Source organism: Paracoccus aestuarii (assembly GCF_028553885.1).
Lineage (GTDB): Bacteria > Pseudomonadota > Alphaproteobacteria > Rhodobacterales > Rhodobacteraceae > Paracoccus > Paracoccus aestuarii.
Window position 1 is genome coordinate 1,147,224 of sequence record NZ_CP067169.1, and the last position, 21,869, is coordinate 1,169,092.

Below are 21,869 nucleotides of genomic sequence, written 5' to 3' on the forward strand. Positions count from 1 at the left end.
AAGCTTACCACGGGACAGCGTTGCCACACAGCCTCGGCCCTAACCCGCCCGTCACAATACTGGTCAGCAATCGCAAGGTCAGTATATGATGGGAAGTTGCCTCAAAGGATAACGCAATGAAGCTTACCATGCTTTCAGCAATTTTGGTTCTGGCTGTTTCGTCATACGCGGCAGCATCTCCCACTGTCACACAATCCTACTCTTACACTGATCAAGAATTTGCTTCACGCGACGCAGCATGTGTTTCCGCAATGCTTGAGAAAATTACCCCTCGCTTTGAAGGTCTTCAAAAAATCGAGCTTGGCACAAACTCTATCTTTGAAACGCAAAGTGGATACATCGCGGTCTATCCGGGGGCCATATTCGAGGGCCGTTATGGAGACGCAGAAGGTTCATTAACGTGTGTTTTCACACGAGATGGACGAAATGTATCCGATGTCGCGGTAACGTTCGTGTGAACCGCGCCGGGTCTGCCGGAGGCTGATTTCGGTTAGTTACGCGGCCATGGGTTCAGTTTCCAGAGCGGCGTAGAAATTGGCCTCGGCTTCGGCTGGCGGGATGTTCCCGATGGGCTCCAGCAGTCGGCGATTGTTGAACCAGTCGACCCATTCCAGTGTCGCGTATTCCACGGCCTCGAAGCTGCGCCACGGGCCGCGGCGGTGGATGACTTCAGCCTTGAACAGACCGTTGCCTGAGCACGTGCTTATGTCTGAGATAGAGATCATCACCGATGGCGGCCGTCGGCGCCGCTGGACTGCCGCCGAGAAGCTGCGGATCGTGGAGGAGACGCTGGACGATCGGGCCAGCATCTCTGTCGTGGCCCGCCGCAATGGCGTGGCACCGAACCTGCTGTATCGTTGGCGGCGGCTCATGCTCGAAGGGGGAAGTGTCGCCGTGGCCGAGGATGATGACGTCACCAGCAACAAGGTCGTCCGTCAGATGGAGGACCGCATTCGCAAACTCGAACGCCAGCTCGGCCGCAAGACGCTGGAGGCCGAGATCCTGCGCGAGGCTCTGGACAAGTCACGGTCAAAAAAACCGACCTTGCTCGGGCGGTCGCCGCTGAAGGACGATTTCCAGTGAAGGCGGTGGCAAAAACTCTGGGCGTGGCCCGCTCGAACCTGATCAGCCGGCTGAGCGGCAGGACGAAGCCGCGTCGGCGCTATCACAAAGCGCAAGACGCGGCGATGGTGCCAAGGATCACCGCGCTGGTGACAGTGCGGCCAACCTATGGCTATCGCCGGATCACCGCGATCCTGAACCGGCAACTGCGCTCGGAAGGTCTTGCACCTGTCAACCACAAGCGGGTCTATCGGATCATGAAAGCCCATAGCCTGCTGCTCGCTCGGAAATACACGGAGCGGCCCGAGCATGTCCACGACGGGAAAGTCATTGTCCTGCGCTCGAACCTGCGCTGGTGTTCAGATGGGTTCGAGTTCATCTGCTGGAACGGCGACATCGTCCGCGGTGCCTTCATCATCGACGCGCATGACCGCGAGATCATCGCCTGGCGCGCCGTGATGAACGCCGGGATCAGCGGCTCCGACATCCGCGACATCATGCTCGAAGCCGTAGAACGCCGCTTCGGCGCATATCGCGCCCCGTCGGTCATCGAGATGCTGTCGGACAACGGCTCGCCCTACATCGCGAGGGACACGCAGATCTTCGCCCGCCAGTTGGGCCTGAAGCCCTGCTTTACGCCGGTCCAGAGCCCACAAAGCAACGGCATCTCGGAGGCCTTCGTGAAGACGCTGAAGCGCGATTACGTCCAGGTGACGCCGCTGCCGGATGCCCAGACCGTTCTCGGATTGATCGGAGGCCGGATCGAGGACTACAACGACAACCACCCGCACTCAGGGCTGAGAATGCGCTCGCCCCGCGAGTTCATCGCAGCCCAAACCACAACCGCCTGAGTGTCCGGTGAAACAGGGGCAAGACCAGTCTGCACTTCGGCAATGTCTATGTGGAAGAAGCCGATCGGGTAGCGTTTGAACTTCGACCGCCTCGGTTTGTCGCCCTCGACGTCAGGCAGGCGTGAGATACCATGCCGCTGTAGACAGCGGTGCAGCGCCGAGCGTGTCAGGTGCGGGATGGACGGCTGAAGGGCATGGAGGCAGTCATCAAGCGGCAGCAGCGTGTGGCGCCGAAACGCGACGATGGCCGCCTCCTCAGCCTCCGTGAGGACCGTCGAACGTGGCTCCTTTGGGCCGGTCTTGAGATCATCGACTGTCTGCCGTTTTCGCCACTTCGCAACTGTCTTCGGGTTGATCCCCAACTCCCGGCTCAGCGTCGCGAGCGAAGCTTGCGATCGCTGTATTGCTGCTCTGACGGCGTGCGTGGTCGTGGCGCTTCCGTGACGAACCTGTCCCATAGGGCATCCTTCCATTCCTTCGAAAGGATCACACCATCAAACCCTGGGATCAAACACCTAGGCTGGTCACCCTGCATGTGCCTTCAATCCTTCTGAAGCGCGGACACCTGGTGATATCACCGGCTGCTCAGCAGATTTGGCTTGCCGAGGCCGCGCGATTTGTGTCCTGCGCAGGAATGAGATCTGGCCCGGCCTCAGGCTACCATTCCGGTTGCCCGATCATTGGTCGAAATGCTGTGCCGCGCGAGTGCGCTGATCAGGTCAGTGCGGGTCACGATGCCGATGATCCGGTTGCCTTCGAGGATGGGAACGGCATCGACCGCGCCATCCGACATCAGGGGCAGCAGCGCGCCGAGCGGCGTCGAGGGAGAGGCGTGGGGGACATCCGCCTGCATCAACCTGTCCGCCAGCGCGTCGGCATCCGAGCCGATCAGGTGGATTTGGTAGATGACGCCAAGATAGCGCCCCTCCTCGACAACCGGGATCGAGGTGAAGCGGTGCCGTCGGAACAGCGCCGCAACCTCCTCGGCGAGAGAATCGGGACCGACCGTCACCAGGTCGCGCGACATGATGCTTTCGGCGGTGACGGGTCCGGTGCGCTGTGCCGCTGCCTGCAGCTCGGCCGCGCCCACCAGTCGCGCCAGGTCCTCGGCCCCGAGATTGAAGTTCTGGCGATAGCGTTCCAGAAGATCGACCAGCTGCGCTTCCGACAGGCCGATCCTCGTGCTGGGCGACGGGTCCGCCGTCCGGTTGATGTTCGGCTCGTCATGCTGCCGCATGGGATAGTGGCGGCCGGTCAGGCGCGCATAAAGTGCCGCAAGTGCCACCAGCAGCAGCGTTCCCGCGGCCACCGGCGTCACAGCAAAGCGGAACCCCAGGTCGGCGATGGCCTCGGGACTCATGGCCGCGGTCATCGCGACGGCGCCTGCCGGGGGATGAAGCGCACGACAGAGGATCGTGGCGGTAATCGCGGCCCCGACCGCAACGGCGATCCGAAGTGCCGGGTCGGCCACCAGAAGACATGCGGCAACACCGATCAGCGCGGCGACCGTGTTGCCCACCACCGCCGCCCAAGGCTGCGCAAGCGGGCTGTTCGGCACGGCAAACAGCAGAACCGAACTCGCGCCGAAAGGGGCGATCAGGTACAGCCCCAGCTGCGCATCGACCGCGGGCGACAGGGCGAAGAGGCCGGCAATGGCAAGGCCCGCCAGCGCGCCCACACCCGCGCGCAAGGCCTCGGCCAGAGGCGCGGATGCGATGGACGGGCCGAAGGACCGCAGCGCATGTCTCAGGTCGTGAAGCAAAACCGGAACCTCCGGGTCTTTGGCTGCATGAAAATCGACCAATAAGCCTAAACGGGAGGCAGTTGAAAGACCTGCGGCTGATTGTTGCGGCCTTGGTCGGGTCTTCAGACCGCGAAGAGGTGCCGGAAGGCGTCCGGCGTGCGCGCCACGTCTGACAGGCGGCACCTGTCGAGGACCGTCACGAAGGCTTCCCTGGCTTCGGCGAAGACGGCCGGCAGGCCACATCCTTCGGCGATGCGGCAGGTGCTGCAGTCGACCATGGCGCCGTCGTCCTCGGTATGCCGGACAACCTGGCCGATGGTGATCTCTGCCGCCGGCCGGGCCAGCCGCAGCCCGCCATGGCGGCCCCTGACCGTCTTGATGAAGCCGGCGTTCCCCAGGTCCTGGACGATCTTCATCAGGTGGTTCTGGGAAATCCCATGCGCATCGGCGATCTGCCGGATCGACGTCAGCCCGCCGTCATTGGCGGCAAGATAGATCAGCGCGCGAAGCGCATAGTCGGTGTAGCGGGTCAACTTCATCTTTCTACAATAGAGGTATTCCCAACGCATGTATAGGAGGTTATAGATGCATTACTGATGCATGTTTAGGAGAGACTCATGCCACGTCCCCTGTCGCAGCAGACCATCGCCGTCGTGAAGGCCACGGTGCCCGCGCTGGAGCAGCACGGCCCGGTGATCACCGAGACGATGTATCGCCGCCTGTTCCGGAACGAGCACATCGCGGCACTGTTCAACCAGGCGAACCAGAAGAAGGGGACGCAACGCCTGGCGCTGGCACATGCGGTGCTGGCCTATGCGCAGAACATCGAGAACCTGTCGGTTCTTGGCGCGGCGGTGGAACGGATCGCGCAGAAGCACATCGGCTATGCCATCCTGCCCGAGCATTATCCCTTCGTGGGCGAGGCCCTTCTGGGCGCGATCGAGGAGGTCCTGGGCGATGCCGCGACCGAGGAGATCCTCCAGGCCTGGGGCGAGGCCTACTGGTTCCTGGCCGACCTGCTGATCGAGCGCGAGGCCGCCATCCGGGCAGAGATCGAGGCGCAGCCCGGCGGCTGGACCGACTGGCGGCGCTTCCGCGTTGCGGAAAAACGGGTTGAGGCGGCCGGCATCGTCTCGTTCATCCTGCGGCCTGAGGATGGGGGCGCAGTCATCCCGCACCGCCCCGGGCAGTATCTGACCCTGCGCTTCGACCTGGCGGGTCTGCCTGGCGTCAAGCGCAACTACTCCATCTCCAGCGCGCCGGATGCGGGGTTCTACCGGATCACCGTCAAGAGAGAGCCTGACGGAGAGGCTTCGGGCTTCCTCCACGACCATGTCGACGTCGGTGCCGTGATCGAGGCCACGCCCCCGGCTGGCGACTTCCACCTGCCCGACGCGCCAGAGCGGCCGCTGGTCCTTTTGTCGGGCGGCGTCGGCCAGACTCCCATCATCAGCATGCTGGAGGTCATGGCCGACCGGCACCGCGACGTGCCAGTCTTCTATGTGCACGGCACGAACAGCCCGGCCCACCATGCCCTGGAGGCCCAGGTCCACGACGCCGCGGCACGGCACGGCAACGTCCTGGTCGAGACGTTCTACGAGGGCGGGACCGATGACGGCGCCAATCGCGGCCTGATCACCATCGACTGGCTGCAGGCCAACACCCCGCTGGCCGAGGCAGACATCTACCTGTGCGGCCCGCGCCCGTTCCTGCGCCACTTCGTCGCCGGGCTGCGCGACGCCGGCATTCCCGCCGACCGCATCCATTTCGAGTTCTTCGGTCCGGCCGACGAACAGCTGGCGGCGTAAGGGAGAACAGGGATTGGAGGGTTGCACCATGAAAAGCAAGGTAGAGTTTCAAAACGGGCAGCCCATCGTCGATGCGGCCGATATCGCTCCGTTGCTGGAGCTGGATGTCGTTGGTTTTCAGGCCCTGATGAAGTCCGGGAAGATCAGGACCGGAGTGGAGCGAGGCAGTGGTCAGGACGAAGGCAAGCTTCGCCTGACGTTCCAATCGTCTCAGTGGCGTGTGAGGTTGCCCTTGAAGATGCCGCAGCGATCAACCCGACGCTGACCTCCGTGATCTACGGCACGGTGCACAACGCCTTCGAGAGGGGACTTTCGGCGGAGGACACGGACGCGCTCCGCCGGAACCTGCACATCATGTGCGGCGCCTACCTAAACACGCTGCCGCGGACGAAGGCCGGCGCGTCGGCGCCTTGAGGCCAATGAAGCGCTCGTGCCGGTCCTATCCCTTTCGGTAAAGGATCATGCCAGCGTGGTGGAGGACGTCGTCGAGGAACTCACCGTCGGCCGTGAAACCGGTGTCGTCCCAGTAGTCGATGTGCCGGTCACGAACCTCATACCGGCCCTGATAGGCACTTTCACGGTTTCCCTTTGCTTCGTCATAGCGGCCATCCGGCAGCAGGTTGTGCCGGATATGGCCGTCCGCGGTCACCCACATCCCGACATACCTCTGGTCGTGATCGGCCCGGGAGGATTTATGGTCGTTGGTCATCTGCTTCCTCCTTTCTCTGAAGTCGCCTTTGCGCGGTCGCGGAGCGAAGCGACTATCGAGCGATGTTCGCTGCTATGCATATGAACGACCGCTTTGCTAGGTTTGCTGCTACTGCGATACTGTAGCGCCGGCTGTCAGCTTTCCGCCTTTTCCAGTCAATCGCGGTGTTAGTCGTGCTGTCGCGCACGCGGACGGCACTTTTGAATGATACGCGATGTGCACGCTGCAAGGCCGTCTAGCCGCACTTTCTCCGACGTGGGCATTTCTACCAACGACATCACCAGATCATCCTTGTTGGTGGCGCTCCGCTTCTGCCTCATTCAGATTGAACGTGGACTGTGGCCCGAGCGGCACTTCAATTTTGTCCTTGGATCCGACAGCCAGGTGAGCCCTAATCGTGAGAGATGCGCCATGAGCATAAAGCGACCGACGTTGGAGGACATAGCCCGAGTCGCGGGCGTGTCGCGCGCAACTGTTTCCTTGGTCGTCAGGCAGTCTCCTCTCGTGGCCGAACACACGCGGATGATGGTCGAAACGGTCATGGCGGACCTCGACTATGTCCGAGACATCGGCGCCGCCCGGTTGCGCAACAACAGCAGTCGAACAGTCGGCGTGATCGTGCCCAATCTCGTGAACTCGTTCTTCACCGAGTTCTTGACCGGCGTCGAGCAGGTGATGCGGGCTCAGGACCGCGTCGTGCTGCTGGCCAACAGCGAGGATGACCCGCAGCGCCAGGACGAGATCCTGCAGCGGTTTCGGGGTCATGGTGTGGACGGGGTGATCATTTGCCCTGCCGCCGGAACGGATCCAGCGTTGCCGGCGCGGATGCAGCGTTGGGGGTTGCCGATGGTCCAAGCGCTGCGCGAGGTCGGCACACAGCAGACGGATTATGCGGGCGCCGACTATGTCGTCGGGGTTGGCCTGGCGCTTCAGCATCTTTCGGATCTGGGGCACCGTCGCATCGCCTTTCTGTCGGTGCGCGCAATGACCTCGGCTAAGGCGGAGCGGTTGGAGGGCTTTTCACTGGGTTTGGCACGGACCGGCGCCATCGATGCTGGGATCGTGGAGGCCGAATTGACCTGGGAAGGTGCGGCACTCGCAGCCGATGAGGTTTTGGCCCTACCGTCAAGGCCAACGGCCGTCCTATGCTTCAACGACGTTCTGGCGGCCGGGCTCATGTTGGGTCTGCGCCGTGCGGATCGTCAGCCGGGACGGGACATCGCCGTAGTCGGCCTGGATGATCTGCCGCTGGCGGAACTGACCTATCCGCCGATGAGCAGCGTCGCCATGCGCCCGGCGGTGATCGGCGCAGAGGCTGCGCAGCTGCTGACCATGCGGCTGGCAGAGCCGGGGCGCCCCATTGAACGGTTCCTTCAGGCCCCCGCGCTCATGGTGCGCGAAAGCTCCGGGAAAAAAATCGTTTGACACATCGGCATGGCTGCGTTTTAGATCGTTCTAAATCGTGAAAACGAGCACATCCGCAGGGGAGGGCAGATGTATCGCTTCAACTTTCAGCCGGTGTTCGACAATCTGGACATGCTGGCCCACGGGGCGTGGCTGACGGTCCAGCTGTCGTTCTCGGCTATGGCCATCGGGCTGGTCGTGTCGGTCCTGGGGGCGGTCGCCAAGACGTCCGGTATCAAACCCCTGCGTTGGATCGTCGATGCCTATGTCGAGGTGATCCGCAACACGCCTTTCCTGATCCAGATCTTCTTCATCTTCTTCGGCCTGCCCGCCCTGGGCATCAGCATGTCGCCCAATACCGCGGCCCTCGTGGCGCTGGTGGTCAATGTCGGCGCCTACGGGACCGAGATCATCCGCGCGGGCATTGAATCGATCCCGCAGGGCCAGATCGAGGCCGGACGCGCCTTGGCCCTGTCCCCCGTGCAGATCTTCCGCCACGTCGTGCTGAAGCCCGCCCTGCGCAACATCTATCCGTCGCTGACGAGCCAGTTCATCTATCTGATGCTGACCTCCAGCGTGGTGTCGGTCATCTCGGCGACCGACCTTGCTGCGGCGGGGGCGGACCTGAACGCCCGCACCTTCGCCAGCTTCGAGATCTATCTGGTGCTGACGGCCATGTATTTCCTGCTGGCCCTGGGCTTCTCGACCCTGTTCGCGACGCTGCGGCGGGTGTTCTTCGATTATCCGGCGGGGCGCTGACATGATCCGTGAGTTCTCCTCGGCCGACGTGCTGTTCATCCTGATGGCCATCCGCTGGACCCTGATCCTGTCGCTCATCGCCTTCGCAGGCGGCGCGGTGGGGGGCATGGTGCTGGCCTTGGCCCGCACGTCGCAGGCCCGGGTGCTGCGCTGGATCTCGATGTCCTTCATCCAGGTCTTTCAGGGCACACCCCTGCTGATGCAGCTGTTTCTGGTCTATTTCGGGCTGGCCGTGCTGGGCCTGCCCATCGACCCGCTGCTGGCCGCCGCCGTCGCGCTGACCCTGCACGCCAGCGCTTTTCTGGGCGAGATCTGGCGCGGCGCCATCCAGGCCGTCCCCCAGGGCCAGTCCGAGGCCGCGACCGCGCTGGCCCTGTCCTATGGCGACCGCATGCGCCATGTCGTGCTGCCGCAGGCCATGCGCACCGCCACCGCGCCCACGGTCGGGTTCCTGGTGCAGCTGATCAAGGGGACGTCGCTGGCCTCGATCATCGGCTTCACCGAACTGACGCGCGCGGGCCAGATCGTCAACAACGCGACCTTCCAGCCCTTCCTGGTCTTCGGCACGGTCGCGGCTTTCTACTTCATTCTGTGCTGGCCGCTGTCGCTGCTGGCCCGGCGGATGGAGGCGCGCATGCGCCTGGCCGTCACGCGCTGAGTTTTCACTGAGGAGGAGGATACCATGACACTGACCCGTCGCTTGTTCGCGGCCCTGGCCGCCACGACCCTTCTGGCCGCACCGGCGCTTGCCACCGACCTTCAGGCGGTCCGCGATGCCGGCACGATCCGCGTCGGCATGCTTGTCGACTTCCCGCCCTTCGGCATCCAGGACGCCTCGGGAACGCCGGACGGCTATGATGCCGATGTGGCCAAGGCCCTGGCCGAACATCTGGGCGTCGAGGCGCAGATCGTGCCCGTGACCGGCCCGAACCGCATCCCCTATCTGCTGTCGGGCCAGGTCGACGTGTTGGTCGCATCGCTCGGGATCACCGCCGAACGGGCAGAGCGCGTCGATTTCTCGATCCCCTACGCGGGCATCGCCATCGGCGTCTACGGCGGCACCGACGTCGCGGTCGCGGGACCCGAGGATCTGGCCGGAAAGTCGATCGCCGTCGCCCGCGCCTCGACCCAGGACACCGGGGTGACCGAGGTCGCCCCCGAGGGGACCGAGATCCGCCGCTTCGACGACGACGCCACCGCCGTGCAGGCGCTGATGTCGGGGCAGGTGCAGACCATCGGTCTGTCGAACGTGGTCTTCTCGCAGATCTCTGGCGTGGCGGGCGACCGTTTCGACAAAAAGTTCGACCTGTCCAGCCAGGTGCAGGGCATCGCGGTGGCGCCGGACTCGGACGCCCTGCTGGAGGAGATCAACGCCTTCGTCACCGCCTCGCGCGAGGACGGCACGCTCGACACCATCCATGAGAAATGGCTGGGCGAGCCGCTGCCCGACTTCGTCAAGACCGCCCAGTGACCCGGATGCGCCCGGCCCGCGCGGCCGGGCGCCCTTGCGCCCCAGGGGAGCCCCGATGACCGAACACGCCATCACCATGCGCGCCGTCAACAAGTATTACGGCGCCTATCACGCGCTGGTCGATATCGACCTGACCGTCGACCGCGGAGAGCGGATCGTGATCTGCGGCCCGTCCGGGTCGGGAAAATCCACCCTGATCCGCACCATCAACCAGCTGGAGACGATCCAGTCCGGCCAGATCGTCGTGGACGGCATCACGCTGTCGGGGGCCGAGAACGTGGCCAAGGTCCGCCGCGATGTCGGGATGGTCTTTCAGTCCTTCAACCTGTTTCCGCATATGACCGTCCTGGAGAACTGCATGCTGGCGCCCATGAAGACCCGCAAGGTCCCGCGTGCCGAGGCCGAGGCCACCGCGCGCCAGTATCTGGAGCGTGTCCGCATCCCCGAACAGGCCGACAAGTATCCCGCCCAGCTGTCGGGCGGCCAGCAGCAGCGCGTGGCCATCGCCCGCGCCCTGTGCATGAAGCCGCGCATCATGCTGTTCGACGAACCGACCAGCGCGCTGGACCCGGAAATGGTCAAGGAGGTGCTGGACACCATGATCGACCTGGCCCGCGACGGCATGACCATGCTCTGCGTCACGCATGAGATGGATTTCGCGCGCGCCGTGGCCGACCGGGTGATCTTCATGGATCGCGGCGCCATCGTCGAGGAGAACGCGCCCGAGCCCTTCTTCACCAACCCGCGCAACGAACGTCTGCAGGCCTTCCTGGGGCAGATCGCATGAGCCGTCCCACGGTTCTGGCGCTGGCCACACTGAAGCCTGCCGCGATGCAGGAACGGCTCTCCGCCGAATACGACCTGCGGACCACCATTGAGGACGCCGCCGGGGCGCGGATCGTGCTGACCTCGGGCGCCCTGGGGCTGTCGGCGGCGCAGATGGCGCTGCTGCCTGCCTTGGAGCTGATCGCGGTGAACGGTGTGGGTGTCGATGCCGTCGACCTGGCCGAGGCGCGCCGCCGGGGCATCCGCGTGACCACCACGCCCGACGTGCTGTCCGATGCGGTGGCCGAGATGGCGCTTGGCCTGGCAGTGGCTGTCGGACGCCGCATCGCCGAGGGCGACCGGTTCATCCGAGCCGGGTCCTGGGCCGCGGGCGGCAAGCCCGCTTTGGGCCGTCCGGTGATCCGGGGCAGGGCAGGGATCCTGGGTTACGGCCGCATCGGGCGCAGCCTGGCCGATCTGCTGCGCGGGCTGGGGATGGAGGTCCTCTACACCGCGCGCAGCGAAAAGCCCGATGCGCCGGACGCGTTCCGCCCCGATGCGCAGGCGCTGGCGCGCGACTGCTCGCTGCTGTTCGTGACCGCCGCCGGTGGGACCGAGACGCGGGGTCTTGTCGATGCCGCCGTCCTGAAGGCGCTTGGCCCCGAGGGCATCGTGGTCAACGTCGCCCGCGGCCCGGTGGTGGATACCGAGGCGCTGGTCAATGCGCTGCGGGCCGGCACCATTGCGGGGGCAGGGCTCGACGTCTTCGACGATGAGCCGACCGTGCCGCCCGCGCTGATCGAGGCGCCGAACTGCGTGCTGACCCCGCATCTGGGCTCGGCCACCGATGCGGCCCGCGCCGCCATGGCCGCGCTGGTGCTGGAGAACATCGCGGCGCATGTCGCGGGGCGCCCCCTACCCACCCCTTATGAGGGCTGACATGGAATTCCTCTGCATCGGCGAGCCGCTGGTCGAGTTCACCGCCGATCCGGCGACCCCAGGACGCTTCGACCGCCGCGCGGGCGGCGACATGCTGAACACGGCCGTCTATCTGTCCCGGCTTTGTGGCCCCGGCACGGTCGGCTATCTGTCCCGCCTTGGCGATGACGCGATGAGCGGCTTTCTGAGGGCAACGCTGGCCGAGGAAGGCATCGCCGATCTGTGTGCGACACATCAGGGCGGACGTCCCGGCCTCAGCTTCATCACCACCGACGCGGAGGGAGAGCGCAGCTTCACCTATTGGCGCGACCAGTCCCCGGCCCGCCGCCTCTTCGCGGTGCCCGAGGAGCGGGCTGCGCTGGACGGGGCGGCTACGCTGGTCCTTTCGGGAGTGACCCTGGCGATGCTGCTGCCCGAGGGGCGCGAGGCGCTGCTGCAGGCGTTGGAGCGGTGCCGGTCGCGGGGCGCGCGCATCGTTCTGGACACGAACTACCGCCCTGCGCTCTGGCCTGATGTGGGGGTGGCACAGGCGGTCATCGGACGGGCCGCCGCGCTTGCCACGCTGGTCCTTCCGTCGCTTGACGACATGGCGGCCTGCTTCGGCGTCGCCGACCCCCTCGCGACGACGCGGCGGCTGATGGCGCTGACCGAGGCCGAGATCGTCCTGACCACCGGCGGCGACGCGGTCATCCACCGCGCGGCAGGGGGGGAGGGCATCGACCGCTGGTCCCTGCCGCCCCGCCGCGTGGCCGTCGACACCACCGGCGCGGGCGACAGCTTCAACGCCGGCTGGCTGGCGGCGCGCCGGGCCGGTGCGGCCCCCGCCGACGCCATCGCCCGCGCGGCGGCCCTGGCCGCGCAGGTCGTCCTTCATCCCGGCGCGATACTGCCGCGCCACTCCATGCCATCGCCCGAGGAGACTGCCGCATGACCCCCATCTTCGACGCTGAGGCCGCCGCCCGGGTGCTTCTGGAGGTGCGCGGCGGTGGCGCGCGCCCTGTGGGGCTGCCTGCCACGCCCCCCGATCCGGAGGCCGCCTATGCCGTCCAAGCCTCGGTCATGCGGCAGTCGGCCGGACCGGCCAGTTGGAAGATGGCACTTCTGGCGGGTCGTGACCGTCACGCCGCCGCCATGCCCGCAAGCGAGGTCGTGACCAGCGGGGCGACGCTGGCACCGCTGCCCGCCGACGCCGCGATTGAGGTCGAAACGGCCTTCGTCCTTGGTGCCGACCTGCCCGCCGGCAGCAGGCCCGAGGCCGCGCTTGCGGCCGTTGGGGAGGTGCGGCTGGCCTTCGAGATCGTGTCGTCGCGCTATCGGGACCGGACCATCGTCCATCCGCTTGAGGCGATGGCCGACTGCTTCAACTCGGCGGGGATTGTGCTGGGCGATGCCATTCCCGACTGGCGGGACCGGCTGAACGGGCCGCTGGACCTGACCCTGTCGCTGGACGGCCAGCCTGTCGCCACGACCGAGCAGGGCGCGACTCTGCCGCAGACCGCCGATTTCCTGGCCTGGCTCTCGACCCGTGCGGCGGATATGGGCCTGCCATTGGTGGCGGGGACGGTGATCATCTCGGGCGCCCGCATCGGTCCGATCCCGCTTGGCGGCGCCCGCGAGGCAACGGCCAGCGCAGGCTCGGTCACGGTTGGTGCGTCATTCTTGCCTGCCGCGCAGCCTGGGTCAGGCGGCGGGTCTCGGGAGAGGGATGCGCTGGCCAGTGGGTCTCCGTCCCTCTAGACCGGCTTGTCGCCTGTAGCATTGCGCTTGCAGTCAACGACTACCCCTACGTCCTAACTTGCCACTTCCGCCGAGGGAGCAATGTCAGTCCGCAACATCCGAAGGGACGGCACGCCCGCGTCTCCGGTCACGAAGTCGGCCCAGTCCTGCATCATCGGCCGTCGCTCTTCCAAGAGGTCTTCGCGCATATAGGCGGCTTCGAGGGGTGGCAGGCCATGAGCCAGGGCAAACTCGATCGTGTCCCTCTGATAGCGACCCTGCGACCGCGCCCATCCCTTGAAGCTGGCCCGGGCCCCGTGACCCGTAATGGAGGCGTCGAAGCGCTTGAGCAGAACAAGCGCGGCATTCTCCGAGATGACACCGCTTTGGGTGTGTGGCTTCGAGAAAAGACATCCACCTCCACCGGAAAGGATCGCCATGTTGTCCACGATGGTCGCAATCTGGCGGCTGACGGGGACGCGATGGCTCTGACCCATCTTCATGTGCTCTGCGGGGGTCTCCCAGACCGCCTGTGGCAGTTCGCTGAACCAGCAGTGCCGCGCGAACCTGACCTCCCCGGTCCGCTTTGCGCTTAGCAGCAGAAGCATCACGAACTGACGGGTGATCTCGTCGCAGCGCACCGCCGTCAGCCATTGCCACAGCTCTGGCATCCGCTCCCAAGGCAGCGATCCGAAATGCTGCGTCTTCCTGCGGACCCGGCCGAAGGCCGTCTGCGGGTTGAACCGGGCGGGGTTCGACGCGATGTGACTCTGCAGCTCCGCCAGCTCGAAGATCTCCTGCAGGCGGCCGAGGGTGCGGCGCGCCGTCTCGTTCTTCTCGTGCCAGATCGGCCGCAAGGTATCGACAACCTCTGGTTTCGTGATCTCCCGAATGGGGCGGTGACCCAAGCGGGGAAAGGTGTAGGTTTCAATGGTCGTCCAGTTCTGGGCGATGTGCTTGCCATTCTTCAAGCCGTGGCGCTTCCGCTCGAACCAGTCGGCCGCGACCTCCCGAAAAAGCACGTCTGGTTTCGTGGCGGCCTCGGGCGTCCGGTTCGGGTGATCGGCACCGAGAGTGCCGGAGGTCAGAGCTGCGCGCACCTTTGCTGCGCTCCAATCGCGGGCAACCTGCAGCCGGATCCAGACCGTCGTCTCACGCGCCTCCTTCAAGGACAGGGCAGGAAAGTCACCCAGGGTAATCCACACGCGGCGCTTGCAGCTCGGCTCGCTCGGGATCTGGACTTGAAAGCGCTTCGCCCCGGAGGGATACAGGCGGAGGTAAAGACCGTTCCCGTCGCTGAGACGTTCCTTGTCGATGCCGAACTTGGCACCTTCGAGTTTCTTCACGGTGAGAGGCATATTGACGTTGCCCCCAACTTCTATCCAGGGTGAGCGAGACTCCGGGTTTGAGTTTTGCCTGTTTGGGCGGGTTGGGCAACGGGGGCTTCCGAAGACGGCTCCGGACGAGATAACGCCGCCACGATTCGACCAAACTCGCCGAGAATGTCTCCGTGGTTCTTTTCGAGATAGCGATTGATCCGTTCATTCGTGAGCAGGCGTTCGACGTAGCGGCCCGCTACCACAAGGCGTAGATGATCGGGGCCAAGTGTCCCTTCGATCAGCTTGATGTTTTTCTGCAGGCTGGCCATCTCGGCCTTCATCCGCTCCGCCTGTTCGCGCGTGATGCCGGACGTTTCTTTTCTCATTGCCGGATCGACAAGGTCTTCGGCGTCGGTGGCGGCGAGAATGGGCGGCGGCGTTTTACCCATGTGTGTCATGCCCGAGGTTCCTTGAGACCGTCGACCACCATGCTCGGCAGGGAATCCAAGCCCTCGGCACGGAGCAAGGTGAGGAAATTCTCATCCTTGAGCAGGGACTGGAACGCTGCGTCGAGGAACAGCAGGTTGCCGCGCGTCGACTGCGCCCTGCGGATCATGTCCTGCTGGCGTTCTGCCTCGATACGATAGGCCCGGACCAACGCCGCCGATGTCATCCGCACCCCAGTTCGTTTTGCGCGTGTGGCACCTTTTTTCTTGCCGTGCCGGTGGCGCAGTTCCACCAGCCGCCGTGCTTCCAGCAGCTTCTTGCCGCGCAATTCACCCGAGGCATAGGCTGCCTCCAGCGCCTTCTGCACATCTTTCTCTTCCGCCCTAGTGATATACAGTGCAACACTGAGGGGCATCTGACCGGTCTCGACCGCGATCAGCAGACGTTCCTCGCCGTTGGCGATCAACTCGCCGATTTCGTGAACGTACGACCATGACAATCCGGTTTTCTCGGCGATGTCATGGTCCGAATATCCCCGCTCGCGCAGGATGGCGATGTCCTGCAACAACTCCAGCGGTCGCTGCTGACGACGGGCGATATTCTCGATCACGCTACGCAGGAGCCGTTCGACCTCGTTCGCGTCCACGACGATGGCCGGGATGTGGGTTTCGCCAAGGGCGACATAGGCCTCCATCCGCCCCTGACCGCAGACGAGCCGATAGGCATCTCCCGACGCCGTGTCATCCCGCGCGACGGTGATCGGCTTCTTCAGCCCCACCTTGCCGATACTGTCCACCAGTGCACGAAAGGTCTTTTCAGATCGTTCGCGTGGATTTTCCACGGTGATGGCCGCAATTGGGATAATTTGCACCTCGGCATGGGGTTCGATATCGCTCACCATGGTGTCACCTCGGACACGGAAACGCGCCGGGCCATGTCGAAGAAGAAGTCCAACGTTTCAAAACGGAAGGCGTCCAGCATCAGGCCATTCTCCTCTGCAAGCCCCAGAGGTTTGCTCCGCATCTCGAATTGGGGCAGCAGGTAGTAATCGAGCGCGTCGGTGTTCGTGCGATTCATCCTGATGGCGATGGTGATGTCTGGCGCGAGGCCGGTGTCGAAGCGAATCTTCCAGCGCAAGCCGCCTGAGGACGTTTCGCGACAGCGGGCGACGACGACGGATGCCGTGAATTCGCCGTTGATGGTCAGCAGGTCCGTCGCAGGGTTCCTGATCACGGCACCACCAAGCCGGGTGATTTCGTGGATCACGCGCTCAATCTCGTCGCCGTGGAATTGCCGCAACAGGCGGTTGGCTTCGATGTAGCGATAGTCGCGATCCGGGGTGAACCCGACAAGGGAGTAGGCCCTGAGCAGGCTGCCGAAGCGATGGGCATAGGCGCCGCTGGACGGCATCCCATCTGCTTCGTCGATCACCAGCCCGGAAATGTATCCATGACGCAGGAGCAACCGGGTCAGGCGCTCCAGCATCTCCTCATCCGAGAAGCGACGGTTGCGCGCCGCGATGATGGCCTGAGCCTTCTGAAACTGTTTCGGCTCGACGATGGCCTCGAAAGCCCCTTCCGACCGGATCCACATCTCCGGGCCGTTGGCGACCCGCTTGCGCTTCAGTTTGAATGAGCGCCGGTTGTAGACGTTGTTGCCGATGTATTTCTCATTGGTCAGGATCTGATGGACGGTCGCGCGGGTCCAGGCCCGCCCGAGATCGGTGAGGATGCCGCGTTCATTCAGTTCTGCCGCAATTTCGCTTTCCGACAGGCCCTTCTTCAGAAACTGGCTGTAGATCCAGCGCACCGTCCGGACCTCCTCGTCTGGTCCGGGAACCAGGACGACGCGATCCGTCTGAAGGCTCTTGTGCTCACCGCGCTTCAGTTCGGTTTTTACTTCGCCCCGTTCATCGAGCAGGGCGCGACGCAACCCGAAGCCCGCCGGGCCGCCCTGACGATAGCCGAGCTCAATCAGACGGCATTGGCCGGCGAAGACCTTCACTGAAAGCTCACGGCTATATTCGCCCGCCATCGCGCGCTTGACGCTTTTCACGATGGTGGAGGTCGGAGAACCATCGTTCTCGAATTGCTCGGCGCAGTAGGCGACCTGCATCCCCGCCTTCCGGCAGCGATACTCATAATAGGCAGATTCGTCGGTGTCCTGAAAACGTCCCCAGCGAGTGACGTCATAGACCAGAATCATGCTGAACTCGGCCACGCCGGATTCGACATCGGCGATCATCTGCTGCAATGCCATCCTACCGCCGATGATCAGGCCGCTTTTCGCGTCATCCGAATACGTTTTGACAATCCTGATGCCGCGGCGTTCGGCGTATTCGCGGATAGTCTGCGCCTGGTTCTGGGTTGAATACTGTTGATGCTCGGTCGACATCCGGACGTACTCCGCAGCCAGCAGCTGCTCGGACGGCTCGGTTTCTCCTTCGGATAATGGTGCTTTTCCTCGAGCCACGCCCGCCTCCCAAGAAATCATGTGGGCTGCTTCGAGCTGATGGCCCTCTACCGCAGGTTGGGCGCAAATACGAACTGCCGCTTTTCATGTCCTTCCCAGAGTATTATCGAAGGAGGACGCAGAGATGCGGACCAAGACGGGCACATTTGTGCCGAAAACGGGCACAAATGTGCACCTTGAAGCCAATGTCGCCGACTACCGGGCAGCCATTGCCTCGGCGCTTCGGGACGAACTCGGCTTGACGCATCGAGCAGTCAAGACGGCGATGCGCTGGACGGGTGCCAGCGAGCGGACAGTGAAGTACTGGATCGCTGGCGAGCGTGGACCCAGCGGCGAGCATCTGATCGCGCTGGCCAAGCACTCGGATATCGTGTTCCACATGGTCCTGCTGCTGGCCGATCGGCACGACGGCGCGGATGCCGAGTAAGGTCAAGCCGCCACAGAGGCGGCGGAATGGCCAAATTGGTCCGCCGCCGCCAGACTTGATGTGTAGTGTTTTTTGGTTATATTGAATACGCACCAAGCATGAGGAGACTTCCATGTCCCGCACCACGACCACAACGACCATGACCGTCCGTCTGAGCGGTGCGCTCAGCGATTTCGTTGCGGCCAATGTCGGCGAGAACGGCTCCTACGAGAACATCAGCGAATACGTGCGCGACCTGATCCGGCGAGACAAGGAGCGGGCCGAGCAGGAGGCTTTCGACCGGCTGAAGGCCGAACTGACCCGCGCCTTCGCCGCGCCCGAGACCAGCTACAAGCCGCTGACGGCTGCGGAAGTCATCGCTCGCAACCGGGCCTGACCAGATGGCGATCCGGGTTCAGGAGGCGGCCTCACTCCGCCTTGATGACATCTACCGCTATACGCGCGACCGATGGGGCGAGGTTCAGGCTGATCGCTACATCACCGGCATGTTCGAAGCATTCGAACGGATCGAGGCCCATGGCGTCGCCTCAAAGCCTATCCCGGCAGAGCTCGGCGTCGAAGGGTTCTTCTTCCGGTACGAACACCACTTCATCTATTGGCGCCGACTGTCCGACGGCGATATCGGTATCGTCGCGATCCTGCATGAGCGCATGCATCAGATCGACAGGTTCAAGGAAGATTTTCGCGACTGAATTGGCAGGCGCTCACGCCCGTGATGCTTGCATGAGCCGTCGGCGGTTTCCGCTGATGGAGAAGGTTGGATATCAGGCCCATCCCCTCCGCCACTTGCCCTCGCCAAAGCGTTCTCCCCATCCGGCTGCGGCCGGATTTTTCCGTTGTTTTCGAGGGTTATGCGCAGTTGGCTTTGCACCGGCGTACTCTCCAAAGCGGCCAGACACGTTCTCTGCAGCGAGATATTCTCCGGACCTCTCGACTGCGCGTATTCGGTGTAGAGCCCGTAACCATTGGAAAATGTAGTGGAATTTCCTCGCGCCACCTAAACACTTCGATGCCAGTGGCGTTTGTGGAAAGGAACACAAGTCCAACCCGACTGAACCGCGCCGGGTTTGCCGGAGGCTGATCGACGTTAGTTACGCGGCCATGGGTTCAGTCTCCAGAGCTGCGTAGAAGTTGGCCTCGGCTTAAGCGGGCGGGATGTTTCCGATCGGCTCGAGGATACGGCGGTTGTTGAACCAGTCCACCCATTCGAGCGTCGCGTATTCCACGGCTTCTAGGCTGCGCCATGGGCCACGGCGGTGGATGACCTCAGCCTTGAACAGGCCATTGATCGTCTCGGCCAAGGCATTTTCGTAGCTGTCGCCGACGCTGCCCACCGAGGGTTCGATACCGGCTTCCGCCAAGCGCTCAGTGTAGCGAATAGACAGGTATTGCGAGCCCCGTGCTTCGCACCTGTGGTGAACCAGCCCCATGCCCTTTCCGGGGCGGCGATCATGCACCGCCTGTTCCAGGGCATCGAGAACGAACCCCGCATGCGCCGAATTGCTGACGCGCCAGCCAACGATTTTGCGGGCATAGGCATCGATGACGAAGGCGACATAGACGAAACCCTTCCAAGTGGCGACATACGTGAAATCGTCGTCCATTGGGCTTGAACCAATGGCGCCACAATGGACGACCCCACAGCATATTCGGTGCCGGAACGGTCGTGTCGGGGAGTTGGTGGAAATTTGAGGGCGGCGTAATCTCCGGGTGAACTGACACCCACCCAACCGGCGGCGGCAACCGCCAGGGAGATCACGCCATGAACCAGATTACCGACACCGCGAGCTTTGCGCTACTGGCCGGAGAGGCCGGTTTCGATCCGATCGAGGAGCGGCTGCGGAGCCACGTCCGCGCGACCATCGAAGCCGTTTTCGAAGAAGAACTCGCGAGCTTTCTCGGCCGCCTTCGTTACGACCGGAGCGGCGGCTCGGCGAAAGGGTATCGCCACGGGCACCGGGAGCGGCAACTCACTGGCACCTTCGGTACCGAGACAGTGCGGGTGCCGCGCGCCCGGATTGAGGATGATGCTGGCAAGGTGACGGAGTGGCGCTCGAAGGCGCTGCCCCGTTACCAGCGGCTGACGAAGAAGGCCGAGGCCCTGATCGCGGCAGTCTACCTCTCCGGAACCAACACGCGCCGGGTCAAGCGGGCGCTGTTCGGGCTTTTCGAGGGCGCGGTCAGCAAGGACGTGGTCAGCCGCGCCTGGCGCAAGGTCAAGGTGGACTGGGACGCCTGGTGTGCGCGCAGTCTGGCCGATGAAGACATTGTCCGCCTGATCCTCGACGGCACCGTGATCAAGACCCGACTGGACCGGAAAGCCACGAACATTTCTGTTCTGGCCGCCATCGGTGTGCGCCGCGACGGACAGAAGGTGCTGTTATCCATCAGGAACATGGGTGGCGAGAGCACGGCCGCCTGGCGTCAGTTCCTGGATGACCTTGATGCCCGCGGTTTGAAGTGGCCTGAATTCGTGATCGTTGACGGTGCCCCGGGGTTGGAGGCCGCGCTCGTGGCGCTGTGGGGCGAGGACCTGCCGATCCAGCGCTGCACGGTTCACAAGCACCGCAACCTCCTGGCCCACGCGCCGAAGCACCTCCAAGACGAGTTGACCGAGGACTACCGCGACATGATTTACGCCGACACCGCCGCCGGGATTGAGACGCGCCGCAAGGCCTTCCTCCGCAAATGGCGCCTGAAGTGCCGAGCGGTGGCCGACAGCCTGGAGGAAGCAGGCGACCGGCTCTTCACCTTCACACGGCTCGACCCCTCGCAATGGAAATCGGCCCGGACCACCAACGCCATCGAGCGCCTGAACGGGGAGTTCCGCCGCCGCATCAAGACCCAGACCGTGCTGCCCTCCGCAGAGACCGTGCCCATGCTGCTCTGGGCGCTGCTCGCCTCCGGCCAGATCCAGATGCGCAAGGTCGATGGCTGGGAAACCCTCTCTCAGCCCCTCGAGCCCATGCCCCTTGACCTCGCCGCCTAACAGGCCGAAGCTTCACATGCTCGGAGCACGCTGCCAGGGAGTTTCCACAGCATTCGCGACACGACCGCCGGAACACGGAACTGGCGGCTCACCTTGTCCAGCGGACACGGTGCCTTGTTGTCCGAGATCGTCGTCCGATGCGGCTTGCCTCTGATAATACCCTGAATACCCATGCCCCTCATCAGCCGTGCCACCGTGCAACGGGCGATATCTAAGCCTTCGCGGCGCAGCTGGTGCCAGATCTTGCGCACGCCGTAGACACGCCAGTTATCTTCGAAAACACGGCGGATCTCGGGACGCAGGGCTTCATCGAGGCGGGCGCGGTCTGACAGCCGTGCCGGATTGGCCCGCTTCGCCAGATGTTCATAATAGGTGGACGGGGCAATCGGCAGCGCGCTGCAGATCGGCCTTGTCCATCGGGCTCGGACCGATAGCGCCGCGATGGCCAAGCCCCGTGCGCATCCCTGTGCGCGTCGATGAAAGCCACCATCACTTCGACCGGCGGTCGAGCTCCGCCATCGCAAAATACGCTGACGCCTTGCGAAGGATCTCGTTCGTCGGGAAAACAGTCCCCCGGACTGTTTTCTGACCCTCCTCACCCTGGCGCAGCTCGCGGTCCTCGCGTTCCAGTGCCTTCATGCGGTCGGCCATCTCGGTCGGAATACCTGCCCGCTTGCCGTTATCAACCTCGGCCTTCTTGACCCAATCGTTCAGGGTCTGTGGCGCACAGCCAATCTTGGCCGAAATCGACATGACCGCCTGCCACCGCGATCCATGCTGACCTTCATTGTCGAGGACCAGCCGCACCGCGCGTTCGCGCACTTCAAGGGAAAACTTGTTCGTTGTCTTGCTCATGATGCTCCACCTTACTCAGGAGTTGGAGCCTCCGGCAAACCCGGCGCGGTTCAATACCGCTGTCTGTCAAAGTCACGTTTGCCGACTTGAAGTGGTTCAAGGGAATGCACGATTTCCAGACCGACGCGATCG

At 63.9% G+C, this 21,869-nt stretch carries 24 protein-coding genes, 4 pseudogenes and 1 other annotated feature; of the genes and pseudogenes, 17 read left to right on the forward strand and 11 right to left on the reverse strand.

Annotated elements, in window-relative coordinates:
* The first annotated feature begins 116 nt into the window (after positions 1-116).
* Positions 117-458 carry a hypothetical protein gene (locus JHW48_RS05875; protein ID WP_147388101.1) on the forward strand — a complete coding sequence of 114 codons (342 nt, stop codon included), beginning with the start codon at positions 117-119 and terminating at the stop codon, positions 456-458.
* 36 nt (positions 459-494) lie between these two features.
* Here JHW48_RS05875 and JHW48_RS05880 read toward each other — a convergent pair.
* Positions 495-689, reverse strand: a pseudogene (locus tag JHW48_RS05880) (IS3 family transposase); the annotation flags it as partial.
* Between JHW48_RS05880 and JHW48_RS05885 the strand changes: the two are divergent.
* Positions 688-1,913 (forward strand): IS3 family transposase gene (locus JHW48_RS05885; RefSeq protein WP_119886463.1). Its coding sequence is split into 2 segments (ribosomal slippage): positions 688-1,030 and positions 1,030-1,913, totalling 1,227 coding nucleotides; the frame shifts between segments, so codons are not numbered across the junction. The pseudogene JHW48_RS05880 and the gene JHW48_RS05885 sit on opposite strands and share 2 nt — an antisense overlap.
* Positions 1,914-1,939: 26 nt before the next feature.
* Here the strand turns inward: JHW48_RS05885 and JHW48_RS05890 are convergent.
* The 3 genes and pseudogenes from JHW48_RS05890 to JHW48_RS05900 all read right to left on the reverse strand — a co-directional run.
* A pseudogene (locus JHW48_RS05890) lies at positions 1,940-2,371 on the reverse strand (transposase family protein); the annotation flags it as partial.
* Positions 2,372-2,565: 194 nt separating this feature from the next.
* Positions 2,566-3,717 carry an HPP family protein gene (locus JHW48_RS05895; protein ID WP_170152304.1) on the reverse strand — a complete coding sequence of 384 codons (1,152 nt, stop codon included), beginning with the start codon at positions 3,715-3,717 and terminating at the stop codon, positions 2,566-2,568.
* Positions 3,718-3,779: 62 nt separating this feature from the next.
* Positions 3,780-4,196, reverse strand: coding sequence for an RrF2 family transcriptional regulator (locus JHW48_RS05900; RefSeq protein ID WP_072298557.1), 417 nt, complete (start codon positions 4,194-4,196; stop codon positions 3,780-3,782).
* A 78-nt stretch (positions 4,197-4,274) separates the two neighbouring features.
* Here JHW48_RS05900 and hmpA point away from each other — a divergent pair, with 78 nt between their 5' ends.
* The 3 genes from hmpA to JHW48_RS05915 are packed head-to-tail and all read left to right on the forward strand — an operon-like array spanning position 4,275 to position 5,879.
* Positions 4,275-5,465, forward strand: coding sequence for an NO-inducible flavohemoprotein (gene hmpA / locus JHW48_RS05905; RefSeq protein ID WP_072298558.1), 1,191 nt, complete (start codon positions 4,275-4,277; stop codon positions 5,463-5,465).
* A 28-nt stretch (positions 5,466-5,493) separates the two neighbouring features.
* On the forward strand, positions 5,494-5,730 hold the full coding sequence (locus tag JHW48_RS05910) for a DUF6522 family protein (RefSeq protein ID WP_119886465.1): 237 nt from the start codon (positions 5,494-5,496) through the stop codon (positions 5,728-5,730).
* Positions 5,731-5,735: 5 nt separating this feature from the next.
* Positions 5,736-5,879: a hypothetical protein gene (locus JHW48_RS05915; protein ID WP_170152305.1), complete on the forward strand. Its 144-nt coding sequence runs from the start codon at positions 5,736-5,738 to the stop codon at positions 5,877-5,879.
* A 25-nt stretch (positions 5,880-5,904) separates the two neighbouring features.
* Here the strand turns inward: JHW48_RS05915 and JHW48_RS05920 are convergent, their stop codons facing one another.
* A complete protein-coding gene (locus JHW48_RS05920) occupies positions 5,905-6,174 on the reverse strand; it encodes an Atu4866 domain-containing protein (RefSeq protein ID WP_119886466.1) in 270 nt (89 codons plus the stop codon).
* Positions 6,175-6,585: 411 nt separating this feature from the next.
* On the opposite strand from JHW48_RS05920, the gene JHW48_RS05925 reads away from it, so the two are divergent.
* The 8 genes from JHW48_RS05925 to JHW48_RS05960 all read left to right on the forward strand — a co-directional run bounded on the left by JHW48_RS05925 (position 6,586) and on the right by JHW48_RS05960 (position 13,249).
* Entirely contained in the window at positions 6,586-7,599 is a 1,014-nt protein-coding gene (locus tag JHW48_RS05925; protein WP_119886480.1) for a LacI family DNA-binding transcriptional regulator, read from the forward strand.
* A 69-nt stretch (positions 7,600-7,668) separates the two neighbouring features.
* The gene (locus tag JHW48_RS05930; RefSeq protein ID WP_119886467.1) at positions 7,669-8,337 is read left to right on the forward strand and encodes an amino acid ABC transporter permease; all 669 of its coding nucleotides are present in this window, start codon (positions 7,669-7,671) and stop codon (positions 8,335-8,337) included.
* 1 nt (position 8,338) lies between these two features.
* Positions 8,339-8,995: an amino acid ABC transporter permease gene (locus JHW48_RS05935; protein ID WP_119886468.1), complete on the forward strand. Its 657-nt coding sequence runs from the start codon at positions 8,339-8,341 to the stop codon at positions 8,993-8,995.
* Between the two features lie 24 nt (positions 8,996-9,019).
* On the forward strand, positions 9,020-9,808 hold the full coding sequence (locus tag JHW48_RS05940) for a transporter substrate-binding domain-containing protein (RefSeq protein WP_119886469.1): 789 nt from the start codon (positions 9,020-9,022) through the stop codon (positions 9,806-9,808).
* A gap of 55 nt (positions 9,809-9,863) precedes the next feature.
* Positions 9,864-10,595: an amino acid ABC transporter ATP-binding protein gene (locus JHW48_RS05945; RefSeq protein WP_119886470.1), complete on the forward strand. Its 732-nt coding sequence runs from the start codon at positions 9,864-9,866 to the stop codon at positions 10,593-10,595.
* On the forward strand, positions 10,592-11,512 hold the full coding sequence (locus tag JHW48_RS05950; RefSeq protein WP_119886471.1) for a 2-hydroxyacid dehydrogenase: 921 nt from the start codon (positions 10,592-10,594) through the stop codon (positions 11,510-11,512). The genes JHW48_RS05945 and JHW48_RS05950 overlap by 4 nt, the downstream gene beginning before the upstream one ends.
* 1 nt (position 11,513) lies before the next feature.
* Positions 11,514-12,443, forward strand: a complete 930-nt coding sequence (locus JHW48_RS05955; RefSeq protein WP_119886472.1) for a sugar kinase — start codon at positions 11,514-11,516, stop codon at positions 12,441-12,443.
* On the forward strand, positions 12,440-13,249 hold the full coding sequence (locus JHW48_RS05960; protein ID WP_119886473.1) for a fumarylacetoacetate hydrolase family protein: 810 nt from the start codon (positions 12,440-12,442) through the stop codon (positions 13,247-13,249). Before JHW48_RS05955 ends, JHW48_RS05960 begins: the two co-directional genes overlap by 4 nt.
* 53 nt (positions 13,250-13,302) lie before the next feature.
* Here the strand turns inward: JHW48_RS05960 and JHW48_RS05965 are convergent, their stop codons facing one another.
* Genes JHW48_RS05965 through JHW48_RS05980 form a run of 4 tightly spaced genes read right to left on the reverse strand, consistent with a single transcriptional unit; the run spans position 13,303 to position 17,487 of the window.
* Positions 13,303-14,574: a tyrosine-type recombinase/integrase gene (locus JHW48_RS05965; RefSeq protein ID WP_170152306.1), complete on the reverse strand. Its 1,272-nt coding sequence runs from the start codon at positions 14,572-14,574 to the stop codon at positions 13,303-13,305.
* A 32-nt stretch (positions 14,575-14,606) separates the two neighbouring features.
* A complete protein-coding gene (locus tag JHW48_RS05970) occupies positions 14,607-15,005 on the reverse strand; it encodes a plasmid partitioning protein RepB C-terminal domain-containing protein (RefSeq protein ID WP_240637862.1) in 399 nt (132 codons plus the stop codon).
* Positions 15,002-15,895, reverse strand: a complete 894-nt coding sequence (locus JHW48_RS05975) for a ParB/RepB/Spo0J family partition protein (RefSeq protein ID WP_119886475.1) — start codon at positions 15,893-15,895, stop codon at positions 15,002-15,004. Before JHW48_RS05975 ends, JHW48_RS05970 begins: the two co-directional genes overlap by 4 nt.
* Complete coding sequence (locus JHW48_RS05980; RefSeq protein ID WP_272835817.1) at positions 15,889-17,487, reverse strand: recombinase family protein; 1,599 nt, start codon at positions 17,485-17,487, stop codon at positions 15,889-15,891. The genes JHW48_RS05975 and JHW48_RS05980 overlap by 7 nt, the downstream gene beginning before the upstream one ends.
* A gap of 103 nt (positions 17,488-17,590) precedes the next feature.
* Between JHW48_RS05980 and JHW48_RS05985 the strand changes: the two genes are divergently transcribed.
* The 3 genes from JHW48_RS05985 (at position 17,591) to JHW48_RS05995 (ending at position 18,585) form a co-directional block, all read left to right on the forward strand.
* Positions 17,591-17,893, forward strand: coding sequence for a helix-turn-helix domain-containing protein (locus JHW48_RS05985; RefSeq protein ID WP_119886477.1), 303 nt, complete (start codon positions 17,591-17,593; stop codon positions 17,891-17,893).
* A gap of 112 nt (positions 17,894-18,005) precedes the next feature.
* The gene (locus JHW48_RS05990) at positions 18,006-18,269 is read left to right on the forward strand and encodes a ribbon-helix-helix domain-containing protein (RefSeq protein ID WP_119886478.1); all 264 of its coding nucleotides are present in this window, start codon (positions 18,006-18,008) and stop codon (positions 18,267-18,269) included.
* A 4-nt stretch (positions 18,270-18,273) separates the two neighbouring features.
* Positions 18,274-18,585, forward strand: coding sequence for a type II toxin-antitoxin system RelE/ParE family toxin (locus JHW48_RS05995; protein ID WP_119886479.1), 312 nt, complete (start codon positions 18,274-18,276; stop codon positions 18,583-18,585).
* A 450-nt stretch (positions 18,586-19,035) separates the two neighbouring features.
* Here JHW48_RS05995 and JHW48_RS06000 read toward each other — a convergent pair.
* Positions 19,036-19,488, reverse strand: a pseudogene (locus JHW48_RS06000) (DDE-type integrase/transposase/recombinase); the annotation flags it as partial.
* 167 nt (positions 19,489-19,655) lie between these two features.
* On the opposite strand from JHW48_RS06000, the gene JHW48_RS06005 reads away from it, so the two are divergent.
* The gene (locus JHW48_RS06005) at positions 19,656-20,882 is read left to right on the forward strand and encodes an IS256-like element ISPaes3 family transposase (protein ID WP_076611693.1); all 1,227 of its coding nucleotides are present in this window, start codon (positions 19,656-19,658) and stop codon (positions 20,880-20,882) included.
* A 44-nt stretch (positions 20,883-20,926) separates the two neighbouring features.
* Here the strand turns inward: JHW48_RS06005 and JHW48_RS06010 are convergent.
* A pseudogene (locus tag JHW48_RS06010) lies at positions 20,927-21,737 on the reverse strand (IS3 family transposase); the annotation flags it as partial.
* Positions 21,260-21,414: a sequence feature (AL1L pseudoknot), on the reverse strand. (Overlaps the previous pseudogene by 155 nt.)
* Positions 21,738-21,869: the final 132 nt, after the last annotated feature.